The sequence below is a fragment of the Namhaeicola litoreus genome (genome assembly GCF_042679565.1).
Taxonomy (GTDB): Bacteria; Bacteroidota; Bacteroidia; order Flavobacteriales; family Flavobacteriaceae; genus Namhaeicola; species Namhaeicola litoreus.
This window is the reverse complement of the sequence record NZ_JBHTMY010000003.1, coordinates 976,609-993,213: the sequence shown is the minus strand read 5'-3', so window position 1 is coordinate 993,213 and position 16,605 is coordinate 976,609. Positions and strand designations below refer to the sequence as shown.

Below are 16,605 nucleotides of genomic sequence, written 5' to 3'. Positions count from 1 at the left end.
GTGCTTTAACTATCAAATTCTTCTTCTACAAAGGTGGTAGAAATTGTAATATACGTTTTCTTGCCAAAGGGCGAATAATTCGGTTCTTTGCACAAAAATAGCTTATTTAGTATATCTTCTTGTTCTTTATTGCTAAGTTTTATTCCTTTTTTGATGGAGCAAGATTTAGCCATACTCTTGGCGATGGTATCAATTTGACTAATATTGCTATTTGGATGATCACTTTTAAGATCATTGATCAGTTGATCTACAAAATCACCTAATTGCTCTACTTTTATATGGGCTGGAATTGAATCGGCAAAAAGCTTTCCATCTTTTTTGAGTGTAAAGTGGAATCCAGAGCTTTCTAAATCTGATTGTATTTCTTGGATTAATGCACTGTCAGCTGCCGTGATTTGAATAAGTTTTGGAAAGAGCAAAGATTGACTTCCAAGACCATCAATCGTAATTTTAGCCAAAAAGTCTTCGTACAAAATTCTTTGATGAGCCGCATTTTGATCGATCAACACTAATCCTGATTGTATGGCGCTCACAATATATTTTTCGTGTAATTGATAAGTTTTAAAATAGACCTGCTCTTTTTTATCAAATAAATGTTGTGTTACATTTTCATATTCAAACTCGATGTGCTTAATTCTTTCTTGCTCTTTTTCTCGCTTAGTATCGATATATAATGATTCCCAATCAGAACTAATTTTTTTAGAAGGAACATTTGTTTGGTTTGAAAAAGGGTTGAAGTTCCGATCTACTTGAATGGAAGGCGCTTTAATTGATTTGTTTTGATAGTGATAGGGAGTATCCAGATTGGAATCTCTATTAAAATCAAGTATCGGAGCGGCATTATATTGCCCTAAGCTGTGTTTGATAGTTGCCCTTAAAATCGCATAAAGATCCTTTTCATTATCAAATTTTATTTCAGTTTTGGTCGGATGTATGTTGATGTCGATACTTTGAGGAGGCACTTCTAAATATAGAAAATACGAAGGATGTTCTCCGCTTGGTATAAGATTTTCAAACGCTAAATGGACAGCGTGGTCTAGGTACTGACTTTTAATATACCTATCGTTTACAAAGAAGAATTGTTCACCTCTTTTCTTTTTTGCATAACTGGGTTTTGTGACAAAGCCACTAATTTTTATAATTTCTGTCGATTCATTGATGGGAATCAATTTTTCATCGATCTGTTTGCCAAACACATGGACCAATCTCTTTTTTAGATTGGCAGATTTCAAGTTGTAGATTTCCTGATCGTTATGGGTGAGCGAAAAAGAAAGGTGTGGGTAGGTGAGAGCAATTCTTTGAAAGACATCAATAATATGCCTAGTTTCGATGGTATTCGACTTCAAAAAATTTCTTCTTGCAGGAATATTATAGAATAGATTCTTAACCTCTATATTGGTGCCTTTTTGGGTATAGATGGGTTCTTGCGATTGTACATGACCACCGTGGATGACTAACTGAGAGCCAATTTCCTGATTATCTTGTTTTGTTTTAATAGACACGTGTGCCACGGCGGCAATAGAAGCCAAAGCCTCACCTCTGAATCCGTTTGAATGTAAATTAAAAAGGTCATCAGCCGTTCTGATTTTTGAAGTCGCATGTCTTTCAAAAGCCATTCTGCAGTCTGTTTGACTCATGCCTAAGCCGTCATCAATCACTTGAATAAGCATTCTTCCAGCCTCTTTTATAACCAGTGAGATTACTTTAGCCTTTGCATCAACCGCATTTTCCAATAGCTCTTTTACAACTGAAGCGGGTCTTTGAACTACTTCTCCTGCTGCAATTTGATTGGCCACATGATCAGGTAAAAGTTGGATGATATCTGACATTAAATCAATTTATGGATTTCGAAAAAATAAGCAGCTAATCCTACCAAAATTGCAATGATGATGGCTAAACGAAGATTTGATTTTCTATCAATTGTCCTCTTTTTGTGACGTGCCCAATCCTTTCTCAGATTGTCTTTTGAAATAGAGATACCTGACAAACTACTTGCTGATTTTTCTTCTGCTGCTAGTTTTTTCATGTGTTCAAGACGCTCTTTTTTTGGATCATAATACCGAGGCTTATAATCAAAGACATAATACGAACGTGTTTTAAAAGGACTACCTAGCATAACTTTGTTTCTAATGATAACAAATATACGTAATCATCTAAGTTATTACAACAGCATATCATATTTTCAGATATACTTAACGTTAAATAATGAAAGAAAGAATGAAGAAATGATCTCCTATAAATTGGCCATTTTTATTGCGGCAACGGCACATTCAATTCCCTTATTTCCAAATTTGCCGCCAGATCGATCAATAGATTGCTGTTTATTGTTGTCTGTTAAAACACAAAAAATGGTTGGCGTGTCATATAAAACATTTAAATCCTTAATTCCTTGAGAAACTGCTTCACAGACATAATCGAAATGCTTTGTTTCTCCTTGAATCACATTGCCTATAGCAATAATAGCATCAAAACGATTTTCTTTCAATAATTTTTTTGCACCGAAAATCAATTCAAAACTTCCAGGGACCTGAAGAATTGTAATGTGATCTGGCTTTGCACCGTGCTTTAATAGAGTTTCAACGGCGCCATCACATAATTTTTTAGTGATATCAATATTCCACTCAGAAACAACAATCCCAAATCGAAAAGCATTCGCATTTGGGACAGTTGAATCATCGTATAATGATAAATTATTCGTAGCCATCTGAATTACTTATTGGCTAATTTTGCTCTTTCAATAAAAACATCAATTTGTTTAGCCTCTTCAGATGTGTTGTAATCATTCTTAATGCGTTCAAACATGGAAAGTGCATCACTGTATTTATCTAACTCCATGGCTGTATTTCCTGCTTTAAAAAGGTAAAGAGGCGTTGTAAAACTATTGTCTTTAAAATTAGCCGCTTTTTTGTAATAGTCTAAAGCGTCTTTAGGTTGATTGATCTCTATAAACGCATCACCTATATTTCCTAAAGCTAAACTACCCAACATTTCATCTTCAGATGAAAAATCATTTAAATATTTAATGGCGTTTTCATAATCACTTAATTTCAAATATGAAATCCCACTCATGTATTTGGCTAAATTTCCAGCTTTGGTTTTTCCGTAATTATCGATAATGTCTAATAAACCATATTTTCCATCAGCACCATTTAGTGCAATAGTAAACAAAGAATCAGCCGATACAGTTGCCGATTGAGCTTGCTCAAAACTCTGTTTTGGAAATGCCAGTTCATCTGCAGCTTCTTTTTCTTTTGGCTCAATAACATAATTATTGTAAGCGATTGAACCCAGAATAACTAGGGCTATAACAGATAATGCAATTAATATTTTTCTTTGATGTTTTTCAACCCATTGTTCAGATTTTGATGCAGTTTCATCTAAAGTATTAAAAACTTCTGCCGTTGTACTGTGATCTTCAATACTGGAAATTTGTGTTTTTCTTACTTTTCCACCTTTTTTCTTATATGTCGCCATCTATTAAAATTTTCGCGCAAAATTAAAATATTATTTCAATTGATAAGCAGTTTTTGAATTAATTTTTGTTTTTTTGTAAACATCGGTAATTGATAATTTTATTTGTAAAACAAACAAAATCAATTATTTATGTTTATTACTGGTAAAAGAATTCTCGACTGAGAAAAGATTTTTCCATTTCGGCTTGTATCATCTCTCTTACATTAGTTTCTAATACATGGTTTTAAATTCTTTATCCTTATTACATTTTAAAAATTTTGACGCTCGGTTTTTTGAATTTGAGCCGAAAATAAATTGTTTTGTCGGGCAAAATGGAATTGGCAAGACCAATGTTTTAGATGCTATTTATCACTTGTCATATACAAAAGGTTATTTCAATTCTGTCGGCACTCAATGCATACAGCACGACAATGACTATTTTCTCATCGAGGGAAACTATGAAAGAGAAGAAAAATCTGTTGTTGTAAGTGTAGGGCTAAAAAAAGGACATAAAAAAGTAGTCAAAAAAAACGGAAAAGAATACGAAAAGCTCAGTGATCATTTTGGTTTTCTACCTGCTGTGATCATTTCTCCATCAGACACAGATCTGATTAAAGAGGGTAGTGATTTGCGAAGAAAATTCATTGATGGTATCATTGCCATGAACGATAATGATTTTTTAAACGATCTTTTGAGCTATAATCAAACTTTGGCGCAACGAAATGCCTTGTTGAAATTCTTCGCGGCCAATAGAACATTTGATAAAACAAACCTTGATATTTATAACCAACAATTAGCAGATTTTGGAACCAAGATTTATGCCAAGCGAAAAGCATTTGTTGATCAATTTATCGAAGTTTTTCAAAAAAGATATAAGCAGATCTTAGGAATTTCAAGTGAAAAGAATTCTGAAGAAATCAATTTGAAATATGATTCTCAATTGCATGAGCAGGATTTAAGTTCAATTTTGATTCAAAATGAGTCGAAAGATAAATTGCTTCAATACACGAGTTCCGGGATTCATAGAGATGACATTGTTTTCCTTTTAGCAGGATTTCCCATCAAAAAATTTGGATCTCAAGGTCAGCAAAAATCTTTACTAATTGCTCTAAAATTGGCTCAATTTGATTTTTTGAAAGAAAAAACCAAAATTACACCCATTATGCTTTTAGATGATATCTTTGATAAATTAGATGACAATCGAGTTTCTCAATTAATAGAACTGGTCAATGATCATAACTTTGGTCAAATTTTTATTACAGATACGCATGCCTCTCGCACAGAAGAAATAGTTAAAAAAGTGAATCAACAATATAAAATGTTCGAACTCGGATAAAATATGAAAAGAGAAAATGACATCATGAGAATTAATGTAATTCTTGAAGAGGTGATTAGTGATAAATCCTTAAAGAAAGGATTGACTTTGGTAAATGTAAAAGAAGCTTGGTATACGGTTATGGGAAACGGTGTGATGAGTTATACGGAAGATGTTAGTCTTAAAGGAACACAATTGATTGTGAAATTGAGTTCTACTTCGTTGCGAGAAGAATTGAGTTATGGGAAAGATAAAATAATTTCAATGCTCAATAAAGAACTAAATAAAGAGCTCATCAAAACGATCAGATTTGCTTGATTTTTAAGTGTTTAAAATAAGTAGATACATATGATTTTGACTATTTTTTTAGCCCTACTTATTTCATCAGTAATTGTTTATTTTTTTTATTGGAAAACAAAAAAACAAGCTGGAAGCTATCTTTGGTTGAGTTCAATACTTAGAGGTTTAGCCCTTTTTCTGGTCCTGTTGCTAATTTTTGATCCTAAAATCGAAATGGTTAGTGAATCAATAGAAAAATCAAATTTATTGGTCCTTTTGGATCAATCTTCTTCAATCCAAAAGCAGAATAAAGACTCAATTGCAGCATCGTTAAAGGATAATATTCAAGAGGATAAAGATTTAAATAGAAAATTTAATATCTCATTTTTTTTATTTGCCAAAAATTTAGCTCTAAGTGAAAAAGATTCGTTAGAGGTAAACGGAACAAATATACATGGAGCAATTTCGGGTCTAAATGACCTATTCGCCAACAATCAAAACGCTATTGTTTTAATAACTGATGGCAACCAAAATGAGGGGGTAAATTATATTTATGCCCCAAATAAAATACCTGTTTATCCTGTCATTTTAGGAGATACGAGCACTTCTTTTGATATATCTATACACAAGGTGAATGTAAATAAGTATAGCTTTAAAGGTCAGAAATTTCCCGTTGAAGTATTTGTTCAATATGATGGCAAACAACCAATAAGAAGAGCTGTAAAAATTTTTGAAAACAAAAGGCAGATCGCCCAAGAATTTGTGGATTTAGGTCCAAATCTAGGATCCGCAATAGTTCAATTTAAAATAGAATCACAAACCGTCGGAAATCACTTTTATTCTGTATCGGTTGATCAAATTGAAGGTGAAAAGGACTTGATAAACAATGCTTCACCTTTTTCTGTTACTGTAATTGATGAAAGTGCAAAGGTGCTGCTTTTATATAAACAATTGCATCCAGATATGGGTTTTTGGAAAAGAATGATTGAATTAAATCAGCAGAGAGAGGTAGATGTTGCTTCTGTTGAAAGCTTTAGCGGAGAGCTGACTAATTATAAATTTGTTATTTTAATGGGTTTTGACAGTAGCTTTAATTTAATTTATAAAAAGCTGATTGATAATAAAATAAATCATTTGATTGAAACAATTAATGGAACAAACTATAATGTTTTGAGTTCACAAAATAAGACAATTTCTTTTGATGAGTCACCAATATCAATAACTATTAAAGTTTTTGAAAGTAATAACTTTTCGGAAATTGATCTAAATCCACTCGAATTTGAGAAATATCCACCACTTATATCAAAAATTAAGAAGGTTTCGTTCAAGGAATCGCATGAGGTATTATGGAAAGATGAATTAGAGAACCCGATCTTGGTATTTCAAAATAAAAATTTTCGTTCTGTTTATTTATTTGCAGAAAATATTTTTCAGTGGCAAACTTATCATGGTTTAACGGGGAGTCAAAAAAATAATTTTGAAGATTATTTCGATGGAATTATTCAGTTTTTACAATTTCAATATAATGATCAGGTAGTTTTAGATTATCCAAAAATAGTTTTTAAGGATGAAAAAATCGTCATTAGTTTAAAGGTGTTCGATGCGAATTTTAATTTGAGCACGAACGATGATATGATTCTTAATATAATTTCTGAAAATGATACTAGCGAGCGGAAATTACCGATGATATTTAAGAACAATAAATATCAATCAAATTTTTTTTTAGCACCTGGAAAATATAATTTTAAAATCCAAAGAAATGGTAATTTGGAGAAAACCGGCAGCTTTCAGGTACTCGATTTTTCTGCGGAGGATAGAGAAACGGCTTCAAACTTTAAAGACCTAAATCAATTAGCTATTCATACCAAAGGGGAGTTGTTTATGCCTTATCAATTAGATTCTCTAAAATCAATTTTATTAAAATCAAATAGCTTTAAACCCATTCTGTCTGAGGAAAAAGAAGAACAATCATTTATTGATATAAAATGGATTTTAGGCTTAATTGCACTATCTTTGACCCTAGATTGGTTTTTGAGAAAAAGCCAAGGATTTTATTAAAATTTAAAATTAATTTTTATGGCTCAACAACGACTTGAATTTCCAAAAAACATTTTTCCGATTATCTTTTTCGGTGTTTTAGCACTTATATTTATTTCAAAATCTACCGTAACTATTGAAGCTGGAGAGGCTGGGGTGTTATGGAAAAGGTTCGCCGGTGGAGTTGTGACAGATGAACCGGCGCTAGGAGAGGGTTTTCATTTTGTAGCCCCCTGGAATAAAGTAATTATATATGAAGTGAGACAACAGGAATTAACTGAAAAAATGAAAATTTTATCCTCAAATGGACTCGATATTCAATTGGAAGCTACTGCTTGGTATCAACCACAGGTAGAAAACTTAGGAACATTGCACCAAACCAAAGGTGAAAACTATCTAGAAAGAGTGATAAAACCGGCTATTCGATCTGCAACCAGAAGTGTTGTTGGTAGATATACGCCTGAGCAAATATACTCGAGTAAAAGAGATGTAATCCAAAATGAGATTTTTGATGAAACTAAAAAAATTATTGAAGATCAATATGTTCAATTAAACGAAGTTTTGGTAAGGGATGTAACACTTCCCGCAGCGATAAAAGACGCCATAGAAAGAAAACTTGGGCAAGAGCAAGAGTCATTAGAATATGAATTCAGGTTAGCAAAGGCCAAAAAGGAGGCGGAAAAACAAAGAATTGAAGCACAAGGGAAGGCTGATGCAAATACTATTCTAAGTGCTTCATTAACCGATAAAATTTTACAAGACAAGGGAATTGAAGCTACTTTGCAGATGGCCCAATCTCCAAATTCAAAAGTAATTGTAATAGGTAGTGGGGAAGGTGGCTTGCCCATAATATTAGGAAATAATTAGGCTTGCCAAAATTTCTTTGTCAATAAATTAAGGTTTGTGGAAATCTATTAGTATTTTTGTAAAGTATTTTTTCACCAACAACCGTTATCAATGACCAAGCTTTTTAAAGGTAGAAAAAACAAATATACGAGTAGATGGGTTGTATTGTTGATAGATCTTTCTATTACAATGCAAGCTTTCTTTCTTGCCTATTTAATACGATTTAACTTTAAATTAAATTTCGAAAGTCAAGATGTAATTTCGCAATTGCCATTTGTCTTTACCTTGGCTCTATTCAGCTTTTTAGCCGTAGGATCTTATAAAGGGATAGTGAGACATACAGGTATTAAGGATGCAATATCAGTATTTTGGGCTACAACCCTCCTGATGGGTCTAATTTTGTTGTCAACTTTGGGAGTAAGATATTTCGATCTATTTCAGGAATATGATGTTCCACTAGGGATCATTTTTATTCATTATTTGTTAAATATCGTTTTGTTAATTTCGAGTCGCTTTATTTTTAAATACTTATTTAACAAAGTAATTTCTTCATATAAACCCCCGAAAAACATATTGATTTACGGTGCTGGGGATTCTGGATTGTTGACTTATACAACGATGCAAAATGCAAACCAAAATAATTATAGAATTATTGGTTTTTTAGACGATAGCAAGGCTAAAGTAGGAAAGCAATTCAATAGAATAAAAATTTACGATCCTGAAAAAATTACACCAGAATTTATCAAAAGAAATAACATTCAGGAAATAATATTTTCGATTCAAAACATCAAACCATTTGTTCTTTTTGATAAGGTAGATCGCATGGCTCAATTACCTGTTAAAGTTAAAATTGTACCTCCTGTACAACAATGGATAGACGGTCATTTGAATTTGGCTCAAATTTCAGATGTAAAGATTGAAGATTTGTTAGAAAGATCTCCTATAAAAATAAATAATCCAATTGTTCAAAAAGATCTTCAAAATAAAGTAGTCTTAATTACAGGAGCAGCAGGTTCCATTGGGAGCGAAATAGCTTGGCAGGTATCAAAGTATGGTTATAAGCAATTAATTTTATTAGATCAGTCTGAATCGGCTTTATACGATCTTCAACAAGATTTTAAAAGGTCTGGAATTGATCATTTTTCGGTTGAATTAGCCGATATTCGAAATGAACACCGAATGTTGGAAATTTTCCGAAAATATGAAATTGACGTTATTTTTCATGCAGCAGCTTATAAACATGTTCCTTTAATGGAAGATAATCCTTATGAAGCTGTGAAGGTGAATGTGGTGGGCACAAGTATTTTGATGAAATTGGCTACCAAACATAATGTCGATAAGTTTGTGATGATTTCTACCGATAAGGCTGTAAACCCAACAAATGTGATGGGTGCAACTAAAAGAGTAGCAGAAATACACGCCAACTACCTCAATGGTTTAGGAAAGACCAAGTTCGTGACAACTAGATTTGGAAACGTTTTAGGATCAAATGGTTCTGTTATACCCCTATTTAAAAAACAACTTGATATGGGTGGTCCATTGACAGTTACACATCCTGAAATCACCAGGTTTTTTATGACAATTCCAGAGGCTTGTCAGTTGGTTTTAGAGGCTGGTGCCATGGGTAATGGTGGTGAGATTTATGTTTTTGACATGGGTGAGTCTGTGAAAATAGTGGATCTAGCCAAGAAAATGATTAATTTAAGTGGTTTACGCTATCCCGAAGATATCGATATTACCTTTACAGGATTGAGACCTGGAGAGAAGTTATATGAAGAATTACTGGCTACCGAAGAAAACACTATTCCTACTTATCACGAAAAGATCTTAATCGCAAAAACACAAAAGGTTGATTTTGAAAAAGCTAAACAAGCGATAGATAAGTTAATGAAGGTAGAGTTGCTTGAAACCCTTGAAATAGTTGTGATCTTAAAAGAATTAGTTCCTAATTTTGTTTCAAATAATTCTCAATTTGAATCCTTAGACAAGCAGAAAGTTAAAGTGAAATCACTTAAAATAAGCTAGAACTATTTAAAAATTTGCTTAATTACTCTTAAGTTGTGTGTGTGTTTGTTTAACCGAACATTGAATATACCACTGTGGTCAATTTTATCAATTCGAACTTCACCCCAACAATGAATAATATTGTGGTTTCTTAATATTATCCCAGTGTGAATGATATTTCCCTCTTCATCGTCAAAAAATGCGAGATCACCAGGTTCACTTTCTTCTATAAAACTCAATACTTCTCCTTGACTAGCTTGTTGGTATGCTTCTCTTAATAGTGGATATCCATTTATTCTATAGACCATTTGTGTAAAGCCAGGAGCATCTATACCAAAAGGTGTTTTTCCTCCCCATAAATGCGGTGAGTTTAAATAATAATAGGCAGTTTTTACGATCTCCTGTTTACTTTGACAACCTTCAATCGTATCACATTCAAAATTTAAAGTCTTTCCAAAAATAATATTGGATCTTTCATTTGATAAAATTTTTGCACCAAGAGAGATAGGTATAAAGTCTTCATTTATTTGAACATGACTGACCAATTCATGACAATATCTATTTACCTCTTTTGAGGCAGCAATATATTCCGTTTCAGATAATAATTTTATTTGATGATGAGAAACCCATCCTTCATAATTATCTTCGTCTAGAATTATTCTTACCCAGCCATCTGATTTTTCCAGGATTTTAAATAATTCCCCAAATAATACCTGTGAAATCATTTCGCTTCTGTGGTTTGGCTCTATGCGAAGCGGAATTGCATTGAGTAAGCAAATACCATAGTTCATTCAACTGATATTCAAAAATATTAACATAATTCAATCACCATTGCACTTGCGCCGCCGCCGCCATTACAAATACCGGCAGTTCCAATTTTTCCTTTATGCTGTTTTAAAACATTGATGAGTGTAACAATGATTCTTGCACCAGAACATCCAAGAGGGTGACCCAGAGAGACAGCACCACCATGAACATTAACTCTTTCAGGATCTAGATTTAATATTTTGATATTGGCTAAGCCCACTACTGAGAATGCCTCATTTAATTCATAAAAATCTACATTTTCAGGTTTGATAGAGGCGTGTTTTAAAGCTTTAGGTATAGCCAATGCAGGACTTGTAGTAAATTTTTCCGGCGCCTGCCCGGCATCAGCATAACCGCGGATGCTGGCAATGGGTTTTATTCCTAATTCTTTGGCTTTTTCCAAACTCATAATTACGAGTGCCGCAGCACCGTCGTTTAATGTTGATGCGTTTGCAGCTGTAACCGTACCTTCTTTGGAAAATGCCGGACGCAGAGTTGGTATCTTTTCTAGATTCACATTATTATACTCTTCATCCTCATTTATGATCTTTGGATCTCCCTTTCTTTGAGGAATTTCAACAGGTATTACTTCATCTTTAAAATAGCCTTTTTCCCATGCCTGTTTAGATCGTTTATATGAATTAATGGCAAACTCATCTTGTTCTTCTCTCGAAAAATTGTATTCTGTAGCACATAAATCACCGCAAAGGCCCATATGATTTCCATCATATACATTGGTAAGTCCATCTTTCAAAAGACCATCATCCATGACGATATTGCCAAATTTTTTCCCATTTCGTCCATCCAAATAAAATGGAATCTGACTCATACTTTCCATTCCACCGGCAATAGCGATATCGATATCACCAGACCTAATGGCTTGTGCTGCGAGCGCAATGGATTTCATTCCTGATGCACAAACCTTATTTACAGTAGTACAAGGAACATGATCTGGTATTCCGGCAAAAAGTGCTGCTTGCCTTGCAGGTGCCTGACCTGCACCGGCCTGCACAACTTGGCCCATAAAAACTTCATCGATGAATTTAGGGTCTAAATTTATTTTTTCAATAGCTGATTTTATAGCGATGGAGCCTAATTTTGGAGCGGATAGTTCAGATAAACCGCCTAAAAAACTACCTATAGGTGTTCGAACTGCAGAAACGATAACAACTTCTTTTGACATGGTAATAAATTTCCGTAAAATTACTTAATTAAATTGAAATGAATACCCCTAAAATGGTGAGATGCGATTTAAATACTGGTCAAAAAACAAGCGAACCGATCGATTTACTTAAGTAATTCATTACTTTTGAAACAAAGTAAGTTATGAAAGAACTCATCAATAAATATTATCAAAATCATTCTTTAATTTATAAGGTTTTGTTGTTTTTGATCACTACAGCGGTGATTGTATACTTTTTTCCAAAGGGTGGAAAGTTCAAATATAACCTGCAAAAAGGCAAGCCTTGGCAATACGAGAATTTATATGCGCCCTTTGATTTTTCTATTCAAAAATCTCCTGAGGAATTGAATGCTGAAAAAGAAGAAATTGAAAAAAGTAAGCAATTATTTTTCCTTGTAAAAGAAGAAGTAAAGGCTGAAGTAATCGAAAGTTATAATAAGAAGGTAGATTTTATTTTAAAAGATTCTTTGGCTTTGAAAATGAACAAGGCGAGGTTAAAGAATTTTGGTGAAAAATTCATCAATAACGTATATAAGGTTGGTTTCTTAAACAAAGCGGATAATAGTAAAATTCAATCAAATCAGTTAATAACACTTCGTCTGGGAAATGAAGCTTCGGATATTTTGTCTGACAATTTATTTACCACAGATGAATTGGTTAGTTCTATTCAACAATATTTTACAAACAGCAGTTACGAATCTTTAGAGAATAATTTTACCTCACTTTTTTTTGAAATTCTTGAACCAAATGTTTTTTACGATGAAGAATTAACGAATCGTGCGCTCGAAGAAGAGTTGAAAAATCGTTCGTTTACAAAAGGTTTTGTTGCCGAAAATGAAAGAATTATTTCTAAAGGAGATATGGTTGATGCGTCAAAATATGAAATTTTGGACTCTTTAAAAAAGGAATATGACACGCAGCTCTGGAGTAAATCCAGCTATAACTGGATTGTTGTAGGATATACCATACTGGTGGCTTTGGTATTGGTGATGTTGTTTTTATTTTTAAAGAAATACCGACTCGAAATTTTTCATAATAATACAAAACTAACTTTCATTTTATTTAACATCGTTTTATTTGTCTTTTTAGTTACCATCGTACAGAAATATTTTGTTGGTTACCTTTATGTAGTGCCTATTATTATTTTGCCCATTGTCTTAAAAGCATTTTTCGATGCTAGACTCGGGCTTTTTACGCATGTACTTACCGTTTTACTTTTAGGATTTATCGTACCCAATAGTTTTGAATTTGTTTTTTTACAGATTATTGCAGGAATGGTTACTATCTTAACCGTTTCAGAATTACACCGAAGAGCCAATTTGTTCGTCTCGATTCTCAAAATTACACTTATTTACACCGTGGCATATCTCGCGTTTTCGATCATTCAAAATGGATCGGAGCAAAAAATTCAATGGGTCTATTTCGGTATGTTTGCATTGAACGGAGTATTATCATTTTTATCACTTTTTTTAATTTTAATATATGAAAAATCTTTTGGATTAGTATCAGACGTTTCATTGTTGGAACTTTCAGACACAAACTCAACTTTGCTTAGAGAATTAAATGAAAAAGCACCAGGGACATTTCAACATTCCATGCAGGTGGCTAATTTGGCAGAAGCGTCGGCAAACGAAATTGGAGCAAATGCGATGCTGGTTAGGGCAGGAGCGCTATATCATGATATAGGTAAAATGTTAAACCCAATGTACTTCACAGAGAATCAAACAACCAGTGTAAGTCCACATCACGATTTATCCCCAACAGATTCAGCAAAAATTATCAGAGATCACGTGATAAAAGGGATTGAAATGGCTAAAAAGAATGGTTTGCCCGATCGATTGATTGATTTTATCAGAACACATCATGGAACAAATACCATTTATTATTTTTATAAAATGCAATCAGAATTGACTCCAGATCAAGTCAATATAGAAGATTTTAAATACCCCGGACCTATTCCATTCTCGAAAGAAACAGCTATTTTGATGATGTGTGATAGCTGCGAAGCGGCCTCAAAAAGCTTAAAAACACCTACAGCCCTATTAATTGATGAATTAGTGGAAAAGGTGATCAATACACAAATGAGTCAGGGCCAGTTTATGAACTCAGATATTACTTTCAAAGAAATTCAAACAATTAAAAAAGTGATTAAGAAAAAACTGCATAATATCTATCATTTGCGAATAGAATATCCGGAATAAAACTATAAAGGCAATTCAATTTTAGTCTGATTTCTAAGAATGTCTTTAAACGTTTCGGCTTCTCTTATCAAATAATCCTTTCCCTTGTAAAATAACACTTCTGCCGGTAAATATCTTGAGTTATAATTTGATGCCATACTAAAACAATAGGCTCCCGCATTATGAAAACATAAAATATCTCCAGCAGAGATTTCTGAAATTTCTCTTTCTTGAGCAAAGGTGTCCGTTTCACAAATATAACCTACAATATTGTACTTTTTTTCTTTTCCTTCTGGCTTTGAAATATTCGTAATGTTATGATAAGCATTGTAATACATAGGTCTAATTAAATGATTAAACCCGGTATCTAATGCTACAAAAACAATATTTGTAGAAGGTTTAATCGTATTTACTTTCGCCAAAAAATAGCCGCATTCACTTACCAAAAATTTACCAGGTTCAAAAACCATGATCAGGTTTCTACCATATTCTTCACAAAACTCACTAAAGCGTAGTTTAAATTTTTCAGCGAATAATTCAATATTCGTAGATTTGTCTCCTTCTTTATAAGGTACTTTAAAGCCTCCGCCAAAATCAATAAATTCAAGATTCTCAAACTCTTTTGCAATTCCCATAAGAACCTCAGATCCTTTTAAGAAGATGTCTACATCCAAAATATCAGAACCGGTGTGCATATGTACTCCAATGATATTTATTCCGGTTTCTTCCACAATTCTATGAACTTCTTCCATATGTTGTTTCAGAATTCCAAATTTGGAATTGACATGCCCTACTGATATTTTTTCATTTCCACCGGCCATAATTTGTGGATTTATTCGAATACTGACAGAGGCATCAGGGAATTTTTCCGCAAATAACCTTAATGTATATAAATTATCAATCGTGATTTTTGCTCCAAGATGCTGCACTTCTTCTAGCTCTTTCATCGATACACCATTGGGTGTATAAGAAATTCGCTTAGGTTCGAATCCTGCCTCTAGACCTAATAATACTTCTCCAATAGAAACACAGTCTAGATTTGAGCCCAAAGATTTCAATAATTTTAAGACACTAATATTCGAAAGGGCTTTGGTGGCATAATTGATTTGTAACGGGTTGTTTCCCGCAAACGCTTTAGTTAAACGGTTATACTGAAAAATGATTCTTTCTGCGTCATAAACATATAGCGGACAACCATAATTGTTGGCCAAAGAGAGTAATGTAGAGTTTTCCATTAAATAATTAGGATTGATATTTTTTAGCTGTTAACTCGGCTATTTTTACGATAACTTCAGTAGCCTTTTGCATCGATTCTAGGGGAACGTATTCATATCTTCCATGAAAATTATGTCCACCTGCAAAAATATTTGGGCAGGGTAGCCCCTTGTAAGACAACTGAGATCCATCAGTGCCCCCACGAATTGCCTTAATCAACGGTTTAATACCTACTATTTTCATCGCTTCTTCAGCAATGTCAACAATATGCATTAAGGGTTCTACCTTTTCTCGCATATTGTAGTATTGGTCTTTTATTTCTACCTTAACCAAGTCTTGCTTCAGATTTTTATTTAACTTTTCGGCAATTGTTCTAAACAAATCTTTTCTTTTTTCAAATAATTTTCTGTCGTGATCTCTTATAATATAATGAAGTTCGGTACTTTCTACATCTCCTTTAACATTGGTCAAATGAAAAAATCCTTCATAACCTTCTGTATGTTCAGGAACTTCATTATCGGGCAAAGCTTGGATAAATTTTGAAGCGATCAACATAGAATTGATCATTTTTCCTTTGGCATATCCAGGGTGAACTATTTTGCCTGTAATTTTAACCTTTCCGGATGCTGCGTTAAAATTCTCATATTCCAGTTCTCCAATTTGAGAACCATCCATCGTATAAGCCCAGTCAGCATCAAACTTTGTTACGTCAAACAAATGTGCTCCTCTTCCAATTTCTTCATCAGGAGTAAAACCTATTCTGATTTTTCCATGTTTAATTTCAGGATGCTGAATGAGGTATTCCATAGCACTCACAATTTCCGTAATTCCTGCTTTGTCATCAGCACCTAGTAGAGTTTTACCGTCGGTTGTAATAATAGTCTGTCCTTTATAAAGCAAAAGGTCATCAAAATAGGAGGGAGACAAGATAATATTCTCTTCTTCATTTAACACGATGTCTTCACCATCGTAATTTTGATGAATCTGTGGATTTACATTAGTTCCGGAAAAATCAGGGCTCGTATCAAAATGAGAAATAAAACCTATGGTTGGTACTTCATAAGTGATATTTGAGGGTAAAGTGGCCATTACATAAGCGTTTTTATCAATACTTACATCTTGCAATCCAATCTCCTTTAATTCTTCGGCAATTAAGTTCGCCAAATCCCATTGTTTCTTTGTACTCGGACATGAATCACTTTCCGGATCTGATTGTGTATCAATTTTTACATAACGCAAAAATCGCTCTAGTATATTTTCCATCTTTTAAATTTTGTCAAAAATAT

General features: G+C 33.3%; 14 protein-coding genes. 6 read left to right on the top strand and 8 right to left on the bottom strand.

Annotated features, from left to right (window positions below; genetic code table 11):
- Positions 1 to 5 precede the first annotated feature (5 nt).
- The 4 genes from mutL to ACFQ39_RS11720 form a co-directional block, all read right to left on the bottom strand.
- A complete protein-coding gene (gene mutL, locus ACFQ39_RS11735; RefSeq protein WP_377179127.1) occupies positions 6 to 1,829 on the bottom strand; it encodes a DNA mismatch repair endonuclease MutL in 1,824 nt (607 codons plus the stop codon).
- Complete coding sequence (locus ACFQ39_RS11730; RefSeq protein ID WP_377179125.1) at positions 1,829 to 2,026, bottom strand: hypothetical protein; 198 nt, start codon at positions 2,024 to 2,026, stop codon at positions 1,829 to 1,831. The genes mutL and ACFQ39_RS11730 overlap by 1 nt, the downstream gene beginning before the upstream one ends.
- Positions 2,027 to 2,233: 207 nt before the next feature.
- The gene (gene ribH / locus ACFQ39_RS11725; RefSeq protein ID WP_377179123.1) at positions 2,234 to 2,704 is read right to left on the bottom strand and encodes a 6,7-dimethyl-8-ribityllumazine synthase; all 471 of its coding nucleotides are present in this window, start codon (positions 2,702 to 2,704) and stop codon (positions 2,234 to 2,236) included.
- A 5-nt stretch (positions 2,705 to 2,709) separates the two neighbouring features.
- Positions 2,710 to 3,474, bottom strand: a complete 765-nt coding sequence (locus ACFQ39_RS11720; RefSeq protein WP_377179121.1) for a tetratricopeptide repeat protein — start codon at positions 3,472 to 3,474, stop codon at positions 2,710 to 2,712.
- A 217-nt stretch (positions 3,475 to 3,691) separates the two neighbouring features.
- Between ACFQ39_RS11720 and recF the strand changes: the two genes are divergently transcribed.
- From recF to ACFQ39_RS11695, 5 genes are all read left to right on the top strand, one after another.
- Entirely contained in the window at positions 3,692 to 4,789 is a 1,098-nt protein-coding gene (gene recF / locus ACFQ39_RS11715) for a DNA replication/repair protein RecF (protein ID WP_377179119.1), read from the top strand.
- Positions 4,790 to 4,792: 3 nt separating this feature from the next.
- Positions 4,793 to 5,086, top strand: a complete 294-nt coding sequence (locus ACFQ39_RS11710; protein WP_377179117.1) for a DUF721 domain-containing protein — start codon at positions 4,793 to 4,795, stop codon at positions 5,084 to 5,086.
- A 30-nt stretch (positions 5,087 to 5,116) separates the two neighbouring features.
- The gene (locus ACFQ39_RS11705; protein ID WP_377179115.1) at positions 5,117 to 7,105 is read left to right on the top strand and encodes a vWA domain-containing protein; all 1,989 of its coding nucleotides are present in this window, start codon (positions 5,117 to 5,119) and stop codon (positions 7,103 to 7,105) included.
- An 18-nt stretch (positions 7,106 to 7,123) separates the two neighbouring features.
- Positions 7,124 to 7,951 (top strand): prohibitin family protein, encoded by an 828-nt coding sequence (locus ACFQ39_RS11700; RefSeq protein WP_377179113.1) that lies wholly within the window; start codon positions 7,124 to 7,126, stop codon positions 7,949 to 7,951.
- Between the two features lie 90 nt (positions 7,952 to 8,041).
- Positions 8,042 to 9,955 (top strand): polysaccharide biosynthesis protein, encoded by a 1,914-nt coding sequence (locus ACFQ39_RS11695; protein WP_377179111.1) that lies wholly within the window; start codon positions 8,042 to 8,044, stop codon positions 9,953 to 9,955.
- 2 nt (positions 9,956 to 9,957) lie between these two features.
- On the opposite strand, the gene ACFQ39_RS11690 is transcribed toward ACFQ39_RS11695, so the two are convergent.
- Both ACFQ39_RS11690 and ACFQ39_RS11685 read right to left on the bottom strand, forming a co-directional pair.
- Positions 9,958 to 10,725, bottom strand: coding sequence for a C40 family peptidase (locus tag ACFQ39_RS11690; protein WP_377179109.1), 768 nt, complete (start codon positions 10,723 to 10,725; stop codon positions 9,958 to 9,960).
- A 20-nt stretch (positions 10,726 to 10,745) separates the two neighbouring features.
- On the bottom strand, positions 10,746 to 11,924 hold the full coding sequence (locus ACFQ39_RS11685) for an acetyl-CoA C-acyltransferase (protein ID WP_377179107.1): 1,179 nt from the start codon (positions 11,922 to 11,924) through the stop codon (positions 10,746 to 10,748).
- A 143-nt stretch (positions 11,925 to 12,067) separates the two neighbouring features.
- On the opposite strand from ACFQ39_RS11685, the gene ACFQ39_RS11680 reads away from it, so the two are divergent.
- A complete protein-coding gene (locus ACFQ39_RS11680) occupies positions 12,068 to 14,125 on the top strand; it encodes an HD family phosphohydrolase (protein ID WP_377179105.1) in 2,058 nt (685 codons plus the stop codon).
- 2 nt (positions 14,126 to 14,127) lie between these two features.
- On the opposite strand, the gene lysA is transcribed toward ACFQ39_RS11680, so the two are convergent.
- Together lysA and pepT are read right to left on the bottom strand one after the other, a co-directional pair.
- Entirely contained in the window at positions 14,128 to 15,339 is a 1,212-nt protein-coding gene (gene lysA / locus ACFQ39_RS11675; protein ID WP_377179103.1) for a diaminopimelate decarboxylase, read from the bottom strand.
- Positions 15,340 to 15,346: 7 nt separating this feature from the next.
- Positions 15,347 to 16,582, bottom strand: a complete 1,236-nt coding sequence (gene pepT, locus ACFQ39_RS11670; protein ID WP_377179101.1) for a peptidase T — start codon at positions 16,580 to 16,582, stop codon at positions 15,347 to 15,349.
- Positions 16,583 to 16,605: the final 23 nt, after the last annotated feature.